The sequence below is a fragment of the Reyranella sp. genome, from assembly GCF_004296935.1.
GTDB lineage: Bacteria > Pseudomonadota > Alphaproteobacteria > Reyranellales > Reyranellaceae > Reyranella.
On sequence record NZ_SCVH01000164.1, the window covers coordinates 1 to 18,175 of the forward strand.

Annotated in this window: 17 protein-coding genes and 1 pseudogene; 6 read left to right on the plus strand and 12 right to left on the minus strand. The window is 65.8% G+C overall.

The genetic code is table 11. The annotated features are described in order from the left end of the window. The 5 genes and pseudogenes from EPO55_RS24155 to EPO55_RS24175 form a co-directional block, all read right to left on the minus strand. Positions 1-492: pseudogene (locus EPO55_RS24155) on the minus strand (F0F1 ATP synthase subunit beta); the annotation flags it as partial. Positions 493-530: 38 nt separating this feature from the next. After that, positions 531-1,409, minus strand: a complete 879-nt coding sequence (locus tag EPO55_RS24160) for a F0F1 ATP synthase subunit gamma (protein WP_296340010.1) — start codon at positions 1,407-1,409, stop codon at positions 531-533. A 17-nt stretch (positions 1,410-1,426) separates the two neighbouring features. Next, positions 1,427-2,953: a F0F1 ATP synthase subunit alpha gene (gene atpA, locus EPO55_RS24165; RefSeq protein WP_296340011.1), complete on the minus strand. Its 1,527-nt coding sequence runs from the start codon at positions 2,951-2,953 to the stop codon at positions 1,427-1,429. Beyond that, positions 2,954-3,517, minus strand: coding sequence for a F0F1 ATP synthase subunit delta (locus EPO55_RS24170; RefSeq protein WP_296340012.1), 564 nt, complete (start codon positions 3,515-3,517; stop codon positions 2,954-2,956). It lies immediately after the preceding gene. A 187-nt stretch (positions 3,518-3,704) separates the two neighbouring features. Next, positions 3,705-5,888: a primosomal protein N' gene (locus EPO55_RS24175; RefSeq protein ID WP_296340013.1), complete on the minus strand. Its 2,184-nt coding sequence runs from the start codon at positions 5,886-5,888 to the stop codon at positions 3,705-3,707. 109 nt (positions 5,889-5,997) lie between these two features. On the opposite strand from EPO55_RS24175, the gene fsa reads away from it, so the two are divergent. Genes fsa through EPO55_RS24190 form a run of 3 tightly spaced genes read left to right on the plus strand, consistent with a single transcriptional unit; the run spans position 5,998 to position 8,336 of the window. Beyond that, positions 5,998-6,654, plus strand: coding sequence for a fructose-6-phosphate aldolase (gene fsa / locus EPO55_RS24180; RefSeq protein ID WP_296340014.1), 657 nt, complete (start codon positions 5,998-6,000; stop codon positions 6,652-6,654). Between the two features lie 15 nt (positions 6,655-6,669). Further along, positions 6,670-7,401 carry a DUF484 family protein gene (locus tag EPO55_RS24185; protein WP_296340015.1) on the plus strand — a complete coding sequence of 244 codons (732 nt, stop codon included), beginning with the start codon at positions 6,670-6,672 and terminating at the stop codon, positions 7,399-7,401. Then, positions 7,398-8,336: a tyrosine recombinase XerC gene (locus EPO55_RS24190; protein WP_296340016.1), complete on the plus strand. Its 939-nt coding sequence runs from the start codon at positions 7,398-7,400 to the stop codon at positions 8,334-8,336. The genes EPO55_RS24185 and EPO55_RS24190 overlap by 4 nt, the downstream gene beginning before the upstream one ends. Positions 8,337-8,515: 179 nt before the next feature. Here EPO55_RS24190 and EPO55_RS24195 read toward each other — a convergent pair whose 3' ends face one another. From EPO55_RS24195 to EPO55_RS24205, 3 genes are all read right to left on the minus strand, one after another. Beyond that, positions 8,516-9,118: a hypothetical protein gene (locus EPO55_RS24195; protein WP_296340018.1), complete on the minus strand. Its 603-nt coding sequence runs from the start codon at positions 9,116-9,118 to the stop codon at positions 8,516-8,518. Positions 9,119-9,202: 84 nt separating this feature from the next. Then, positions 9,203-9,808, minus strand: coding sequence for a hypothetical protein (locus EPO55_RS24200; RefSeq protein WP_296340020.1), 606 nt, complete (start codon positions 9,806-9,808; stop codon positions 9,203-9,205). 221 nt (positions 9,809-10,029) lie between these two features. Beyond that, a complete protein-coding gene (locus EPO55_RS24205) occupies positions 10,030-10,446 on the minus strand; it encodes a GNAT family N-acetyltransferase (RefSeq protein ID WP_296340022.1) in 417 nt (138 codons plus the stop codon). A 55-nt stretch (positions 10,447-10,501) separates the two neighbouring features. Between EPO55_RS24205 and EPO55_RS24210 the strand changes: the two genes are divergently transcribed. Further along, on the plus strand, positions 10,502-11,416 hold the full coding sequence (locus EPO55_RS24210; protein WP_296340023.1) for a lytic transglycosylase domain-containing protein: 915 nt from the start codon (positions 10,502-10,504) through the stop codon (positions 11,414-11,416). Positions 11,417-11,425: 9 nt separating this feature from the next. On the opposite strand, the gene EPO55_RS24215 is transcribed toward EPO55_RS24210, so the two are convergent. Next, positions 11,426-12,268: a dienelactone hydrolase family protein gene (locus tag EPO55_RS24215; RefSeq protein ID WP_296340024.1), complete on the minus strand. Its 843-nt coding sequence runs from the start codon at positions 12,266-12,268 to the stop codon at positions 11,426-11,428. Positions 12,269-12,357: 89 nt separating this feature from the next. Here EPO55_RS24215 and EPO55_RS24220 point away from each other — a divergent pair, with 89 nt between their 5' ends. After that, positions 12,358-12,663, plus strand: a complete 306-nt coding sequence (locus tag EPO55_RS24220) for a DUF1971 domain-containing protein (RefSeq protein WP_296340025.1) — start codon at positions 12,358-12,360, stop codon at positions 12,661-12,663. Positions 12,664-12,720: 57 nt separating this feature from the next. Here the strand turns inward: EPO55_RS24220 and EPO55_RS24225 are convergent, their stop codons facing one another. From EPO55_RS24225 to EPO55_RS24235, 3 genes are all read right to left on the minus strand, one after another. Next, a complete protein-coding gene (locus EPO55_RS24225; RefSeq protein ID WP_296340026.1) occupies positions 12,721-14,070 on the minus strand; it encodes an HlyD family type I secretion periplasmic adaptor subunit in 1,350 nt (449 codons plus the stop codon). 7 nt (positions 14,071-14,077) lie between these two features. Then, on the minus strand, positions 14,078-15,790 hold the full coding sequence (locus EPO55_RS24230; protein ID WP_296340027.1) for a type I secretion system permease/ATPase: 1,713 nt from the start codon (positions 15,788-15,790) through the stop codon (positions 14,078-14,080). A gap of 205 nt (positions 15,791-15,995) precedes the next feature. Beyond that, positions 15,996-17,630, minus strand: a complete 1,635-nt coding sequence (locus EPO55_RS24235; RefSeq protein ID WP_296340029.1) for a VCBS domain-containing protein — start codon at positions 17,628-17,630, stop codon at positions 15,996-15,998. Positions 17,631-17,912: 282 nt separating this feature from the next. Between EPO55_RS24235 and EPO55_RS26175 the strand changes: the two genes are divergently transcribed. Next, positions 17,913-18,175 (plus strand): cyclic nucleotide-binding domain-containing protein (locus EPO55_RS26175; RefSeq protein WP_363719861.1); only part of this gene is annotated, 263 nt, incomplete at its 3' end.

The window sequence follows — 18,175 nt, forward strand, 5'->3', positions numbered from 1 at the left end:
CTCCATGATCGTCACGGTCTTGCCGACGCCGGCGCCGCCGAACAGGCCGATCTTGCCGCCCTTGGCGTAGGGCGCGAGCAGGTCGATGACCTTGATGCCGGTGACCAGGATCTGCGCTTCGGTCGACTGCTCGACGAACTCCGGCGCGCTGCGATGGATCGGCAGGGTCTGCTTGTTGCCGACCGGGCCACGCTCGTCGACCGGCTCGCCGATGACGTTCAGGATGCGGCCGAGCGTCTCGGGGCCGACCGGCATCTGGATCGGGCTGCCGGTGTCGACCGCCTTCTCGCCGCGCACCAGGCCGTCGGTGGTGTCCATGGCGATGGTGCGAACCTCGGACTCACCCAGGTGCTGGGCGACCTCGAGCACGATCAGGCGGCCATCGGCCTTGACGTGCAGGGCATTCAAAATGTTCGGCAGGTCGGCATCGAAGCGCACGTCGACGACCGCGCCCGTGATCTGGGTGATCGTGCCGATGTTGTTGGTAGCCATGACGGATCCCTTTCCTTCGATTGCTTTCAGCGCGCGGCCTAGACGGCCTCGGCGCCCGAGATGATCTCGATCAGTTCCTTGGTGATGGAGGCCTGACGCGAGCGATTCATCTGCAGCGTCAGTTTCTTGATCACGTCGCCGGCGTTGCGCGCGGCATTGTCCATCGCCGTCATCTGCGAGCCGTAGAAGCTCGCCGCGTTCTCCAGCAGGACGCGGAAGATTTGGACGGTGAGGTTGCGTGGCAGCAGGTCGGCGAGAATTTCGGCCTCGTCCGGCTCGAATTCATACACAGCGCCACCCATCGTGGCGGGAGCAGTGGTCTCGGGGGCCGGCGGCGGAATGAGCTGCTGGCGAGTGACGATCTGGGTCATCGCCGACTTGAAGCGGTTGAAGATCACGGAGGCGACGTCGAATTCGCCGGCCGCGAACATTTCCATGACTCGCCCCGTCACCTTGTGGGCGTCGGCGAACGACAGCCGCGGACGGCCAAGATCGCTGATCGTCTCGACGATGTGGCTGCCAAAGTCGCGGCGCAGCTGCTCGCGCCCCTTGCGGCCGACACACATGATCTTGACGGTCTTGCCCTCAGCCAGCAGCACGCGAATGTAACGTCGAGCTTCGCGCACGATCGTGCTGTTGAAGCCGCCGCACAGGCCGCGATCGCCGGTGGCGACGATCACCAGATGAACCTTGTCGGAGCCGGTGCCGGCCAGCAGGCGCGGACCGGTGCCACCCTTGAAGCTCGCACCCAGCGACGCCAGGATCTTGTCCATGGCCTCGGCATAGGGACGGGCCGCCATGGCCTGCTCCTGGGCACGCCGCAGCTTAGCCGCGGCGACCATCTTCATGGCCTTGGTGATCTTCTGCGTCGACTGGACGCTTCGAATCCTGAGGCGGTAGGTTTTGAGACTGGGCATCGAAAACCTGCGAAGGCCTAGGCGAACTTCTTGACGAAGTCGGCGAGGAACGCCTTCAGCTTGTCGTCGGTCTCCTTGGTGATCTCGCGCTTGTCGCGGATCGAGGCCAGGATCGAGCCCTCGGTGCGCAAGGTGTCGAGCACCTGGCGTTCGAAGTCGCCGACCCGCGCCACCGGCAGCGTGTCGAGGAAGCCGCGGGTGCCGCAGTAGAGCGACACGACCTGCTCTTCGATCACCATCGGCACGTACTGGCCCTGCTTCAGGAGCTCGGTGAGGCGCTGGCCGCGCGCCAGCAGGCGCTGGGTCGAGGCGTCGAGGTCGGAGGCGAACTGGGCGAAGGCCGCCATTTCGCGATACTGCGCCAGCTCGAGCTTGATGGTGCCGGCGACCTGCTTCATCGCCTTGATCTGGGCCGCCGAACCGACGCGGCTGACCGACAGGCCGACGTTAATCGCGGGACGGATGCCCTGATAGAACAGCTCGGTCTCGAGGAAGATCTGGCCATCGGTGATCGAGATCACGTTGGTCGGGATGTAGGCCGACACGTCGCCGGCCTGCGTCTCGATGATCGGCAGCGCCGTCAGCGAGCCCGAGCCGTTCTTCTCGTTCAGCTTGGCGGCGCGCTCGAGCAGCCGCGAATGGAGATAGAACACGTCGCCGGGATAGGCTTCGCGACCCGGCGGGCGGCGCAGCAGCAGCGACATCTGGCGGTACGACACCGCCTGCTTGGAAAGATCGTCATACACGATCACGGCATGCATGCCGTTGTCGCGGAAATACTCGCCCATGGCGCAGCCGGTGTAGGGCGCCAGGAACTGCATCGGCGCCGGATCGGACGCGGTGGCGGCGACGACGATGGAATATTCCAGCGCGCCGTTGTCCTCGAGCGTCTTCACGATCTGCGCGACCGTCGAGCGCTTCTGGCCGATGGCGACATAGACGCAGTAGAGCTTACGGCTCTCGTCGGTGCCCTTGTTGATCGTCTTCTGGTTCAGGAAGGTGTCGATGGCGACGGCGGTCTTGCCGGTCTGGCGATCGCCGATGATCAGCTCGCGCTGGCCGCGGCCGACCGGGACCAGCGAGTCGATGGCCTTGAGGCCGGTCTGCATCGGCTCGTTCACCGACTTGCGCGGAATGATGCCGGGCGCCTTGACCTCGACCAGGCGGCGCTCGGTGGTGGCGAGCGGTCCCTTGCCGTCGATCGGATTGCCGAGACCGTCGACCACGCGGCCGAGCAGGCCCTTGCCCACCGGCACGTCGACGATGGTGCCGGTGCGCTTGACGATGTCGCCTTCGCGGATGGTGCGGTCTTCGCCGAAGATCACGACGCCGACGTTGTCGCTCTCGAGGTTGAGCGCCATGCCCTTGATGCCGCCGGGGAACTCGACCATCTCGCCGGCCTTGACACTGTCGAGACCGTAGACGCGGGCGATGCCGTCACCGACGGAGAGGACCTGGCCGACCTCGGCCACTTCGGCCTCGGTGCCGAAATTGGCGATCTGCTGCTTGAGGATGGCCGAGATTTCGGCGGCACGGATATCCATTTAGGCAACTCCCTTCATGGCAAGCTGCAGGCGCTGCAGTTTGCTTCGGATGGACGAATCGAACAGGCGCGAACCGACCTTCACGACGAGACCGCCGAGAATGTCGGGTTCGACGCGCGCGTCGACGGAAACTTTGGCGCTTCCCAGCACGCCGCGAAGCGTGTCGGTGAGCTGCTGAAGCTGGGCCGGCGAGAGCGGCACGGCCGAGGTGACGGCCACGGTGGTCTCGCCACGGCGGCTCGCCAGTTCGGCGAGGAAGGCCGTGGCCATCGCCACCAGCTCGCGGGCACGGCCATTGCTGGCGACGGTGCCGATGAAATTGCGGGTGAGGCCCTTGATCTCGGCGGCGTCGAGCACGGCCAGCAGCGCCTTGGCCTGCAGCGGGCGGCCGATCACCGGACTTGCGATGAGACGGGCAAGATCGGCGCTATCGCCGACCAATTTGCGGAATGTGGTGAGGTCCTGAGCGACCTGGTCGAGCGACTTGGCGTTGTCGGCCAGGTCGAAAAGGGCGCTGGCATAGCGTCCGGCGACGCCGGTCGTGGCAGAGGTAGCGGTTGACACGTTAAAAGCCTCTCCAAGTACCGTTGCGTCCGACCGGCAAGCCATTGTTCCGGCGGGACTTTTCCCAGGAGAACGTGTCGCGCAACTTCTCGCCCCGCCCCGGAAAAGCGCGCGTTGCTACCATGCGGTTTTCCCACGCGCAAGATTGCCAAAGGCCTGTATTACCGCGGTTTTTCAGCGCGCACTGTCACAGGAAGGAATAGGGATCGACATCGACCTGCAGACGCACTGATCCGGGCAGTCCGATCCGCTCCAGCCAGCCGTGCAGCAGGGGCTGCAGAGCGGTTTCGCGCGACGCCTTCAGCAGGAACCGTCGGCGGTGGCGGCCGCGCAGCAGCGCCAGCGGCGCTGTCGAGGGACCCAGCACCGTGACGCCAGGCTGCTGCGGCGCCCGGCGCGCCAGCGCGGCACAGACGCCATCGACCGCGGCGGGGTCGGGCCCGGACACGATCAGCGAGGCGAGACGCCCGTAGGGCGGCATGCCGGCGGCGGCGCGGTCGGCAAGCTCGGCCGCCACGAAGCGATCGCGGTCGCCCGAAACCAGCGCCTGCATCACCGGATGCTCGGGCATGTGGGTCTGCACCAGGGCGCGACCCGGCCGGTCCTCGCGGCCGGCGCGGCCGGCCACCTGGTAGAGAAGCTGGAACGTCCGCTCCGCGGCGCGTAGATCGCCGCCGTTCAGGCCGAGGTCGGCGTCGATCACGGCCACCAGCGTCAGATTGGGAAAGTGGTGGCCCTTGGCCGCCATCTGCGTGCCAATCAGGATGTCGATCTCGCCCGCGATCATGCGGTCGACCGCGGCCGAGGCCTCGTCGCGGTTCATCAGCGAGTCCGAGGTGAAGAGTTCCAGCCGCGCCTCGGGAAAGAGTTCCAGCGCCTCCTCGGCCAGCCGCTCCACGCCGGGACCACAAGCGACGAACTGGTCGACCGCGCCGCAATATTTGCAGGCATGCGCCGGCGGCTCGGTGTGGCCGCAGTGATGGCAGACCAGGGTGCGGCGGAAGCGGTGCTCGACCAGCCAGGCCGAGCATTGCGGACACTCGAGCCCATGGCCGCAGGCGCGGCAGAGGGTAAGCGGCGCATAGCCGCGGCGATTGAGGAACAGCAGAGTCTGTTCGCCCGCCGCCAGGGTCTGCTTCATCGCCTCGACCACCGGCGGCGACAGCCAGCGTCCGCGGGAGGGTTGCTCCCGCCTGAGATCGACCGCCGTCAGCCGCGCCAGCTGCTGGCCGCCGTGGCGCCCCGGCAGATGCAGCGCGCCGTAGCGGCCCGTCGTGACATTGACCACGCTCTCGAGCGAGGGCGTGGCCGAGGCGAGCACGATCGGCGCCGCCACCAGGCGCGCCCGCACCACCGCCATGTCGCGGGCATTATAGGTGACGCCCTCGTCCTGCTTAAAAGAGCCGTCGTGCTCCTCGTCGACCACGATCAGGCCCAGCTTCGTAAAGGGCAGGAACAGCGCCGAGCGCGCGCCGACCACCACCCCCACCCTGCCCTCGGCGATGGCCCGCCAGGTCTCGCGGCGCTCCAGCCCGGTCAGGCCGGAATGCCACGGCGCTGGCGGCGCGCCGAAGCGGTCCTCGAAGCGTTTCAGCCACTGCGCCGTAAGCGCGATCTCGGGCAGCAGCACCAGCGCCTGGCGGCCGGCGGCCAGCGCGGCGGCAATCGCCTCGAAATAGACCTCGGTCTTGCCCGCGCCCGGCACGCCGTCGAGCAGGGTCGCGGAGAAGGCGTCGGCCTGCACCTTTCCGACCAGCGCCTGCGCGGCCGTGTGCTGTTCGGGCGAGAGCGTCGGGCCCGGCCGCTCGCCGTCAGGCTGCGGAAACGACCGCCGCATCGTGCGCTCGACCGGGTCGAGCAGGCCGACGGAAGCCATGGTCTTGATCACCGACGTGCCGACGCCCGCGAGATGGGCGAGTTCGGCCGCCGGCATCGCCGGTCCATCCCGGAGCGCCTCGAGCACGCGGCGCCGGGCTGCCGTCAGCTTCAACGCTTCGTCACCGGACGAGCGCGCGGGCCGGTAGATGGTCTCGGTCTTGGGCGCTTCCAGCGCCGAAGGCACGCTCATCGCCATGCGCAGCACCGCGCCGGGCGGGGCCAGCGTGTAGGCCGAGACCCAGTCGACGAAGCGGCGCAGCGCGTCGGCCATCGGCAGGGCGGGCAGGATTTCGGCGATGTCGCGCAGCTTTTCCAGCGCCACCTCGCCCGAGCCCTCGCCCCACACCACACCGACAGTTTCACGCTTGCCCAGCGGCACCACGACGAAGTGCCCGGGCGCCACGTCCATGCCTTCCGGCACCCGATAGTCGTAGGCGTCGGACAACGGCAGCGGCAGCAGGACCTTCATGGTCCGGGGGGCGATGTTTTCCACCGACTGAGGTCGTGCTTCGGCAGCCTCCTTGCCTTGTGGCTCGGAGGGGGAAACGCTAGAAATTGTGGTGGCGCGTACGTCCGTACCACTGGCCATTGGGGTAGTTTATATGAAGTTCTTCGTCGATACCGCCGATGTCGCCGAGATCAAGGACCTCGCGGCCTCCGGACTGCTCGACGGGGTGACCACCAACCCCTCGCTGATCCACAAGGCCGGCCGGCCGATGCTGGACGTCATCAAGGAGATCTGCGCCATCGTCCCGGGCCCGGTCAGCGCCGAAACGGTCGCGACCGACCACAAGACGATGCTCGCGGAGGGCCGCAAGCTCGCCAAGCTCGCCAAGAACGTCGCGGTGAAGGTCCCGCTCACCCCGGACGGCCTCAAGACCTGCAAGGCGCTCACCTCCGAAGGCACGATGGTGAACGTCACCCTCTGCTTTTCGGCGGCCCAGGCGCTGCTGGCCGCCAAGGCCGGCGCCACCTTCATCTCGCCCTTCGTCGGCCGCCTCGACGACATCGGCCAGGACGGCATGCACCTGATCGGCGAGATCATGACGATCTATCGCCAGTATCCGCACTTCAAGACCGAGGTGCTGGTGGCCTCGGTGCGCCACACCCAGCACGTGATCGCGGCCGCCAAGCTCGGCGCCCATGTCGCCACCTTGCCGCCCAACGTGCTGCGCCAGCTCTTCAAGCACGTGCTGACCGACAATGGCCTGAAAGCCTTCCTCGACGACTGGGCCAAGACCGGCCAGTCGATCCTCTGACCCGGAGGCGGGTAGATGGGTAACGACGGCACGGTAACGGCACCCGACGGGTCAGGACGGCAGGTGAAGCTGATTACCGCCGAGGATGTCGTGGCCTACCTGAAGGCCCATCCGACCTTCTTCGCCGACCATGCCGAACTTGCCGAGGAACTGGCGCTGGTGCCGCGGGTACAGGGGCCGGGTGTCATCGACATGCAGCAGGCGATCCTGAAGCGCCTGCGCTCCGAGATCGACCGGCTCAAGAACGAGCGCACCGAGATCATCGCCAACTCCAAGCAGAACCAGATCGTCCAGAACCGCATCCAGGCGGCGGTGATCAGCATCATCCAGGCCACGACCTTCGAGAAGATGATCCATGTCGTGACCCACGAGCTGCCCGAGCTGCTCGACGTCGATTTCATCACCTTGGCCATCGAGGCCAATGCCGACGCGCCCAAACGCGTGCCGGTGCGCGGCGTCTATGTGCTGGCGCCTGGTGCCATCGATGCCGCCATCGGCCTCGACAAGCACGCGAGGCTGCGCAGCTCTATCATTGGCGAGGACGCCTTCTTCGGCGAGGTCTCGCGCTTCGTGAAATCCGACGTGTTGATGCGGCTCAAGGTCTCGACCGGCTCGCCCGACGGCGTCATGTGCTTCGGCTCGCGCGAGCCCGAGGCCTTCGGCCCCGACATGTCGACCGAGCTCCTGTTCTTCCTGGCCAAGGTGCTGGAGAACACCATCCGCGCCTGGCTCGACTTGCCCGAATGACTCTTGGCGAGGCGCAGGCGGACTGGCGCGACTGGCTGAAAAGCGAACGCCGGCTCGCCGCCCACACGCTGATCGCCTACGAGCACGACGTCGCGGGCTTCCTCGGTTTCATGACGACCTATCTCGGCACCGCCCCCACTTTGGAGGCACTGGCCAAGCTGAAGCCGGCCGAGTTCCGCGCCTGGCTGGCCGAACGCTCGCGCCAGGGCATGGCGCGCAGCTCGACGGCCAGGGCCTTCTCCTCGGTCCGCTCCTTCTTCGGCTTCCTCGACAAGCGCGGCCTCGCCCACAACGCCAGCATCGGCACGATCCAGACACCCAAGCTGCCGCGCTCGCTGCCCAAGGCACTCAGCGAACGCGACATGGGCGAGCTCCTCGATACCGATCCGGCCGAGAAGGAGCGCGAGCCCTGGATCGACCTGCGCGACAGTGCCGTGCTGCTGCTGCTCTATGGCGCGGGCCTCCGCATCGGCGAGGCGCTCGGCCTCACCAAGGCCACCGTCGAGGGCCTGCTGAAAGCCGGCCAGGACACGCTCTCCGTCACCGGCAAGGGCAACAAGACCCGCCTGGTGCCGCTGCTGCCGCAGGCGCTGGACGCCATCGTGGCCTACCGCAACGCCTGCCCGTGGCTGAAGGCCGCCCGCCCCGACGACGCCTTCTTCATGGGCGCCCGCGGCGGCGCGCTCGATCCCGCCATCGTCCAGAAGCGGGTGCGCGACATCCGCCGCCACCTCGGCCTGGCCGACAGCGTGACGCCGCATGCGCTCCGCCATTCCTTCGCCACCCACCTGCTGGGCGCCGGCGGCGACCTCCGCACCATCCAGGAACTTTTGGGCCACGCCTCGCTCTCGACCACCCAACGCTACACCGACGTCGACTCGGCCCGCCTCACTGCCGTCTACCGCAACGCCCATCCAAGGGCGAAGGTGCGCTAGAAGACGCAGCAACGGCACACGAAGTGTGCCGCAAGAGGGCGGCAGGTGTGCCTAGGCGTGTGCCGCGACGGCCGATTCGCCGCGGGACTTCAATGGCTTGGCGGATTGTCTGACACAGCACCGGCGCCCTTCCGACCCGCCTCCGAATCGCGGCCCTGTCCAGCGCCTCGCTCGCCAGATCACCAAGGCACCCCGTTCTTGCGCGTCACGGCGTCCACTTGCCAATAGGTCATTGCGTTGACGGCGGCCCCCGGCCCGACGTTGACATGGAGCAACATGTCGCCTTGGCTAACGCACACCGATCTCAGAACCCAGAGATCGTTCGCGAACTGTGGAACTGTCCGCTTGCAGAAGTAGCAGTCGGCGCAAGGGGCTGCTACCTGTCGCGGCGAACATTGAAAGCCATATTTTGAAACCAGGCTTTCAGCGCCCCCAACCGCGACCGCTTTGTGGAGAAAGTCCTCCAGGTTCGGATTGTTGACCCAAGTATCGAACGGCATTCTATATAATGCCTTGCCCGTCGCGTCGTCCGAGTAAATTGGGGACCTGACCGAATTTTCGAATGCATCACCCTGCGGACACAGCGCGCCACCGCAGGCAGCGAGTTCGAACAAGATGAACAACGCGCCAATTGTCGTCGCAAGACGGCGGTTGAAGTGTGCCGGCATCGTCTGCATTCTCGAGCTAATCCCCCGCGGACAGAGCGCAAAAGCCATCTGTCCGCCGGCGAGAAGCAGGGCCACGACCGCTGCCGAAATGCGATGGATGAAATCTCTCAGCATGCCGCATCCGAAGGGAGAGGAAATGAACATGCCGAGAACAACATATGGATACAACCAATCTAAGGTTGTATCTCGGAGAGGACGCTACGGCGCGTCCTTCACGGGAAAGACCGGCGGCGCCACGTAGCGCTTGTATTTCGGGTCGAGCAGGTCGCGATCCCAGCCCGAGAAGGTCCGCGTCATCCCCTTGTCCCGCAGAGCAGCGGATAGGTCGAGCCCCATCGCCTTGCCGAGCGTGAAGGCGACGGAGTTGCTGTTCTGAATCTCGCCACCCCGGCCGCCAAATTCATAGGCCGGATCGTGCGCCTTGTAGTCGAACTTCTGGCTGTTGATGGCGTCGGCTGTCTGTACCCCACGGCCCCAGAGCTTCTCCATCTCCTCCCTGGAACCGGACCCGACTGCCGAGATTTTCCTTCCACCGTACTTAAGGCCTTCAAAGTGCGTCGCGACAAGATCAGAACCGTCCACGCCTAGCGTCATGGGCTCGCGTGGCTGGTTCGCAGGGGAATGCTTCGAGTAGGCCAAGCCATGCAGTTCGCGGACGACGTCTCCCTTGTCATCGACGAGCGCCAGGAAAGCATGCCCCCGGTGGGCAATCGGCAGGTACCTGAGTTCAATGCGCCATGCTCCCGGCGCTGAGTCGCCCTGCTGGTTGGGATACATGATCTCGGCAGGATGTCGATCGGTCATTGAAGTCTCCAGAAATGATAAAGCCGCCCGGCGAGGGCGGCTGATGTGGATCGGAACGGACAACAAAAAGCCCGCGCCGGGGAACCGGGCGGGCTGAACGGCGACGCGACTAGCGTCAGCCTGTCAAAAAACTAGCACGAAATCTGCTGAACCTGCAACTTTTCCTTGGAGCTTTCGCAAATGCCAGCACCGCTAGCACCCGAACCGGGAACAACGCCCGCTCAGAGGGGCTTCCGGAAAATGATCTCGCCGTTGTCCTGGCGACCGACATCCTCCCACCCGTTCTCGCGATAGAAACGTTCGGCCCGCGTGCCGGGGCCCGTCGTGAGCGTCGCCACCGAAAATCCCGCGGCGCGCAAGTCTTCGCAGGCGCGTGGCAGCAGCGCGCGGGCGATGCCGCGGCCTTCGTAGTCGGGATGGATGAACAGGCCGAAGATCGTGCCGTCGCGCGGGTCGGCGACGGAAAAGCCCTGGATGGCGCCATCCTCCTCCCAGACCCAGAAGGCCGCGTTCGCGAAGATCCAGTCGGCGGTCTGGTCGACCTTGGCCACGGAGGCCGGGCTCAGGCGATTTTCCCGCACGGCGTGGCGCACGTCAGAAATACGGTAACGGTCGGCGAGGGTCGCCTTGCGAATCATGGCAAGAGTCCGATGCAGTGCGTAAATCTGGCAGGCGATGATAACATTCCACCTGATGAAGCGCGTGATACTCGCCGCAGCCTGTCTGCTCCTCGCGGCTGCCCTCTCATCGCTGGCTCCGGCGCCGCTGACGCTGGCGCACGCCCAATCCCAAGGCCAATCCGACTACGCCGCCAGGAACAAGGATGCCAATCCGCGCCCCTCCGTCGCCGAGATTTGCCAAACGCTCGCGCAGTCGGCCGCCGGCAACAACCTTCCCGAAGAATTCTTCACGCGCCTCATCTGGCAGGAGAGCCGCTTTAATCCGTCGGCCGTGAGCCCCGCCGGCGCGCAAGGCATCGCGCAGTTCATGCCTGGAACCGCCGCGATGCGGGGGCTGATCGATGCCTTCGAGCCGCTGCAGGCGCTGCGTGAGTCGGCGGGCTATCTGCGCGAACTGCGCACGACGTTCCGCGGCAACCTGGGCCTGGCCGCGGCCGCCTACAATGCCGGTCCCGGCCAAGTCGCGGCCTGGCTCGCGGGCAAGGGCAAGCTTCCGGCCGAGACGCAGGCCTATGTCCGCATCGTCACGGGCTTCAGTGCCGAGGCCTGGATCGCCCAGCCGACGCCGCAGATGCAGTCCATGGCCTCGCCGGCGGGCGATCGCTGCGTCGAGTTCGCCAAGCTGATGATCGAGGCGCCGCGCCGCCGTCGCGACCTCATGAGCGACCCGGCGTGGGGACCATGGGGTGTCCAGCTTGCCGGCAACTGGTCCGAAGGACGCGTGCTGGCCACCTACGAACGGCTGCGGCGCAAGCACGAGGCCGTTCTGGGCGACCGGCTGCCGTTGATCCTGACGGCCCGCCGCTCGGACCTCCCGACCTACTCCGTCCGGGTCTCGGAAAAGAGCCGCGCCGACGCGGATGCGCTGTGTGCGAAGCTGCGGGCCGGCGGCGGCGCTTGTGTCGTTTTCCGCAACCCTCGCGACTAGGACGTCAGGCTAGGGCGCCAGGTTCTTCGCCAGGAACGCTTTCACGTCAGCCACGAACTGCTTCCATGCCGGCTCATGGGCGCCGTAGTGCGCGCCGCAGCAGCCGCCGGGCTTGCTGCGGTTGCCGACACCCTCGAGATAGCGCACCGGCAGGCCCAAAGCATCGAAGCTGTGATGCGCGCCTTCATAGATGCGTGTCTCGACGAAATCGCGGCCATTGACGACACGATCGATCACGGCGCGGCACTGCGCCGGTGGCGTCCAATCGTCGAGCGCGCCCATGGCGAACAGGGTCGGCTGACGCACGGTAAGCTTCGGCCCCAACGCATCGGCCAGCGCACAATCGGGATAGACCAGGATCACCGCGCGGGCCGGCGACGGTGTCGTGTCATCGGGCTTGCCCGAGAGGGCACGCAGCATCGCGACGCCGCCGCCGTAGGAATAGCCCATGACGGCGAGCCGCCTGGGATCGACGAAGCTCTGGGCGCCGAGCCAGGCCAGGGCAGCATCGATGTCGCCGGCGCGCGCCTCGGCGTCGGCCTGCGTCGGCCAGTTGCGGCCGCACACGTCCTTGAGGCCGCGCGCGGAAAAACTGTCGACGACCAACGCCGCATAACCCCACGACGCCAGGAGCCCGGCCATGCGCGCGGTATTCTGGCCCGGCCCGCCGCAGCCGTGGAAGATCGCAACGGCGGGGACGCTGCCGGTCGTCGTCGCGGGTTTGAAGAGCTGGGCGGCGAGCTGGAGCGTGCGGCCACTCTGCTCCAGCGGCACGTGCATGTTCTGCTGCGCCCAGACAGGAACGACCCAACCGGGCACCGCCCAGAACATCACCAGAAGAAGCCAGCGCACACTCATGCATCTCCTTTGCCATGCCAGTTCGGTCTCGAATGGATCAATCATGACATCATTCGAACACGGGAATAGATGTATGGTACCTGATGCCTGTTCCCTCTCACTCGACGTCGGTCTTTAACGAGACGACCCTCCCTGCCGCCCTGCGCGGCGAGCATCGTACGAAGGCCGGTGTCTGGGGCGTGATCCAGGTGATCGAGGGCGAACTCAGCTTCAGCCTGATCAATGGAGACGGCGAAACGATCCTGACACCCGACAATCCGGGCCTGATCCTGCCCGAGCAAACACACTGGGTGGAACTGATCGGACCGGTGCGGGTGCAGGTCCATTTCTATGACCAGCGGCCCGACCTGCGCGACCACCACAAGCACACCCGCCCCGGCGCTGCGTAGCGCCACGACGTCGGTCGAACGAACACTGCGCTATCCAGCCACCGCCGTCCGGCGAATTCACTTCTGCCGAAACGCGTGACTGAACGATGTCGTGAGCGGCCCGACAAGGTAGTCGAAGGCCGTCCGCTCGGTGGTCGGGATCATCACCGTTGCCGGCATGCCCGGATAAAGCCGGATGTTGGGAAGCGCGGCCAGTTCCGCGGCATCGAGGCGGATCAGCGCCACGTAATAGGGATTGCCGGTCTTGGGATCGGTGAGACGGTCGGCCGAGACCTGGACGACGTCGCCATGCACGATCGGCGTGATGCGCTGCTTGTAGGCCGTCAGGTGGACCTCTGCCCGCATGTCGGGGTGGACGTCGCTGATGTCCTCGACCGCCACCTGCGCCTCGACCATGAGGCTGTCCTGGTCGGGCACGATGTCGAGGATCTTCTCGCCGCGCTGGATCACGCCGCCGACCGAAAAGACGTTGAGCGCGACCACCCGCCCGGCATAGGGCGAGCGGATTTCCATGCGCCCGAGAACGGCCTTGGCGTTCATCGCCTTCGGGATCACCTCGAGCAGCTTTGCCTGGGTGTCGCGCAGGTCCTTGGTGACGTCCGCCATCTGGTCGTTGTCGAGCTGGGCGATCTGCAGCTCCTGCTCGGCGATGGCCTGCTTGAACTTGGCAATGCTGGCCCTGGCATCGGCGATCTGCCCGTCGAGGCCGAAGGCGCTGCGCTCGAGCTGCAGCAGACGCGGACGGGGAAGCAGCCCCTTCTCGACCAGCGGCCCGATGCTTTCGATTTCGGCGCGTATCGAGCTGATCTGGTCGGTGAACGACTTGACCTGTGCCTCGGCACCGACGATCTGCGACTTGAGCTGGTTCGCCTTTTCGCGGATGACGCTGCGCTGGCCCTCGATGGCCGCGCGGCGACTGTCGAACTGGCTGACCTGACCGCTCCAGATGCCTTTGACATAGGGGTCGTCCCGGCGCGCCGCCAGTTCCTCGGGCATGACGAGCCTGACATCGCGCGCCAGCTCGGCCAGCAGGCGCGTTTCAGTGGCGCGCAGCACGAAGTATTGCTGGGTCAGCACGTCGAATTCCGCCCGGGACTGGGTGTCGTCGAGGACGATCAGGGTGTCGCCGACGGCGACCCTGTCGCCTTCCTTGATGCGCAGCTCCTTGACGATGCCGCCGTCGAGATGCTGGACGCTCTTGCGGTTTCCGTCGACCTTCAACACCCCGTTTGCGACGACCGCGCCATTGAGCGGCGCTGTGGCCGCCCAGGTCCCGAAGCCGCCGAAGAAGAGCGCGATGATCAGCCAGCCGACGACAGAGACCAGGCGGATCGAATCGGTCGGAACGACGTCGTCGTCGGCATCGGGCCGGGCCTCCGCACGATGAGAAGGAGCAAGAGCGCGCATGACTTTCCTAGCCGGCCGCGCTGGCGGCCCGAACGGCAGGCACCGCCGCAGGACGTGTCAGGCGCGCCATGACCTCGACGCGCGTGCCGAACATTTCCGCGACGCCATCCTTGAGGACGAGGATCTTGTCGACGACACCGATGGTGCTCGGCCGATGCGAGACAAGCACGACCGTGGTCCCACGCCGCTTGAGTTGCAGGATGCAGTTGGTCAGCGCCATGTCGCCGTCGGCGTCGAGGTTCGAGCTGGGCTCGTCGAGCACGACCAGGCTGGGATCGGCGTACACGGCGCGCGCCAGTCCGACGCGCTGGCGATAGCCGCCCGAAAGCGTGGCACCGCCTTCGCCAACCTGCGTGTCGTAGCCGTTGGGCAGGCGCAGGATCATGTCGTGCACACCGGCCATGTTGGCCGCCCGGATGGCCTCCTCGTCGTCACCCGACTGGAAGCGGCTGATGTTGGCGGCGACCGTGTCGGCGAACAATTCGATATCCTGCGGCAAGTAACCGACATGCCGGCCGAGCGTCGTGTGTGCCCACACGCTCACGTCCGATCCGTCGAGACGTACCGCACCCGCCGTCGGTGCCAGCACACCGACCAGCTGCCGTGCCAGCGTTGATTTACCAGCGCCCGAAGGGCCGACGACGCCCAGGACTTCGCCCGGCTCGATAGCGAAGGAAACGCCGCGCAGGATCGGCTTGGAGTTGCCCGGCATCACGAACGTCAGGCCCTCGACCGAGAGACGTCCGGTAGGCCGCGGCAACGACAGCCCGGCATCGCGCACGGGATTGGCGTCCAAAAGCTCGTTGACGCGCCGGAACGAGCTGCGGGCGGCAACGAGGTTGCGCCAAGAGCCGACGATCTGCTCGACCGGCTGCAGGGCGCGCCCGAGCAGAATGCTGGCGGCGAACATGGCGCCGGCGGTCGTGAGGCGCTCGATGACCAGATAGGCGCCGAGCCCCAGGATCATCGACTGCATCGACAGCCGGAGGAAGCGGATGACGCTCTGCATCGTGGCCGCGCGATCGCTCGCCGCGGCCTGGCGGTCGAGCATGAGGTTGCGGTCGCGGCCCCAGCGCTTGAGCAGGCCGTCGGTCATCCCCATGGCGCGCACCACCTCGGTGTTGCGCAGGCTCATCTCGGTGAAGTTGTAGTTGCGCGCTGCGGCGGTGCCGGCTTCGCCGAGCGGCGTCTTGACGGCCCATTCGTTGAGCAGCGCCATGCCAATCAGCAGGAGAGCACCGCCCAGCGCAAAGGCGCCGAGCACCGGATGCAGCATGAAGATCACCGCGATATAGATCGGCGCCCACGGCAGATCGAAGATCGCATGGATGCCCGTGCCGGTGATGAACTGGCGGAAGGTGTCGAAATCGCGCAGGAGCTGGCTGCGCGCGCCGCCGGACGCCGCCGGGCGGTGGATGATCGCCTTCATGATGCGCGCGGCGATGCGCTGGTCGAGGCGGACGCCGGCGCGGGTCAGCACGCGGGCGCGCACCGAATCGAGGCTGGCCAGCACCACGTAGGCCATCAGCAGCGCCAGCGTCAGCATCACCAGCGTGGTCTCGCTGGCGCTCGAAATCACCCGGTCATAGACCTGCATCATGTAAAGCGGCCCGGCCAGGTACAGCAGGTTGATGGCCAAGCTGAACATCAACGCGGTCATGAAATAGCCGCTGCAGGTCCGCAGCATCCGGGGCAGTTCCACGGGTCTCTTGGAGGCCATTCAGATCCAGAAAATGAAAGCCAGGTGGTCGTAAACGGACAACGAGCACTCAAAGACGTTGGGGAACCTCCCCGGGGCGAGGGCTGCAGGTCGACAACCCTCAAGCGGACGAGGCGGCCTTTCGGCCGCCCCGTTTAGCTGTCTCAGAGGCGCGGCCAGGGTCGAGAGCCTGCGACTGTTCCTTTGTTCGGCGGAGCCGATGGGACTATGAGAAAGTGATCTCACCGGCCAGGGTGGCCTTATCGATCTGCACGCCAGACAGGACGATCTCGAACGACGGGTCGGTGTCGAGCGTCAGCTGCGTATCGGCGATGCTGTCGCCGGTCCAGTCCTGCGCGGTGTTCACCAACATGTGGTCGTCAAACTGCTGCGCGGTCAGGCCCGAGAAGTCCAGCGTGTCGGAGCCCTCGGCGAAGCCCGAGATGACAACTACGCCGTCCGGACTCGTGACGATCTCCTCCGAGGTGTCCGCCGTGGTTGCAGATTCGCTGAAGTACCGGACTTTGACCGCTCCGTTGGGGAATTGGACAGGTTCGGAGATCTTCGGCGAAGAGAATGTTCCATCGAACCCCTCCACCGTCGGCGCCGTGGTCTGCGAGCCGTTGTTGTTAACGACATCTACGGTGGTATTGGCGTCCGCCCCGTCAGTGCCAAGCGACTTCAGGAACTCGTCGTACAGGTGAACAATGTTCGACTGATCGAGGCCCGGCTGGTCAAAATCGAACGATACCGTCGTACCCGGCGTCGTCTCTGTGTGCACATCGAAGGTGAAGTCATATTCCGTCGCCGGCGGCGGGGCCACGATGTCGGTCACGCCGTCCACCGTGATCGTGAGCGTCGAGTTCGAGGTTGCACCGAACTCATCCGTGACCGTGTAGCTGGCGACGACCGGCAACTGATCGCCGTCGTTCAGGGACTGATAGGCGGCATTGCCGGCATCGAAGGAGTAGCTGCCGTCCGCGTTCAGCGTCAGGCCCGCCACATCTCCGTCGAGGCTGTAGGTCAGCACCGCACCGTCATCGACGTCGCCGTCGTTGGTCGCCACCGACCCGGTAATCACGCTGTCCTCGCTGCCCGAGTTGACGTCAGCCGCCGCAACCGGCGCGTCGTTGGTGCCCGTCACCGTGATCGTCAGGGTCGAGTTCGCGCTTGCGCCAAACTCGTCTGTGACGGTGTAGTTCGCCGTCACGTCCACGGTCGCGCCGCTTGCCAGGTGCTGGTAGGCGACATCGCCGGCATCGAAGGAGTAGCTGCCGTCCGCGTTCAGCGTCAGGCCCGCCACGTCGCCGGCAAGGCTGTAGGTCAGCACCGCACCGTCATCGACGTCGCTGTCGTTGGTCGCCACCGACCCGGTGACCACGCTGTCCTCGCTGGTCGAGTTGACGTCGGCGACGGCGACCGGACCGTCGTTGGCGCCGGCGATCGTGACCGTCGCGGTCGCCCAGGCGAGCGTGCCGTTGCCGAGTTTGATCGCGTAGGTGAACGTGTCGGTCACGCTGTCGCCTTCGGCGAGGTGCTGAAGCGAATCGCTGACTGCCGACGTCAGATTGTAGGCGACCTTGCCGTCGGCCGTGATCGAGATCTCGGCGCCCATGGCGCTGTACTGAATGACACCGACGCCGTCCTTCGTGAGCAGATCGGTCGGGCGGATACCGCCCAGGCTGGTGCCGTCGTCGAGAGAGTACAGCGACTTCGCAGCGCCTCCCAGGTCGTTGCCCATGACGTCGAGAATGACGGTGCCGCCGCCTTCGGTGAGGCCGGTATTGGTAAAGCTGTCGCCGACCGCTTGCGGGGTGTTCCCGAACGAGACGACCGTGCCTTTGGTGATAACGCTAGCCATAACTTATTCCTTCCCAATATGAACCGGTCGCCCCGACATGAGCCGTGGCGACAGATGCTGGCCCGGCCTTTCCAGCGGTCAGGCGCAGCACTCGTTGCGGTTGTTAAAATCACCCCACACCGCGACACCCTCGCGGCTCGATTGTGTGTTTATGTCGTATGCAACGATGAGTCTGTGATATGCGTCACATCCATTGGAAATATTTCTTCACTCTGACTGTTGAATCTTTTTGCAGTCACTTCAAGTGCAAGACTGAATCTTTCAACCGCGGCCCTTCATCGAATGAAACGCCAAAGCCCACCCCCATCCGGCTTCCCGTTCAACCGCAACATTCTCGCGGGGCTCCCGGGGGAGTACTCGTCGCATTTGCTGAAGAACGCGAGCAGGGTGGCGTTACCCCAAAGTCAGGTTCTTTTTCAAAGAGGCGCCCCCGGCGACGGCTGCTACTGGCTTCAGAGGGGCGTCCTCAAGGTAAGCGTCGCCTCGCAAAGCGGAGAAGAGCGTACCTTGGCCATTCTCGGACCGGGGGCCATCGTCGGCGAACT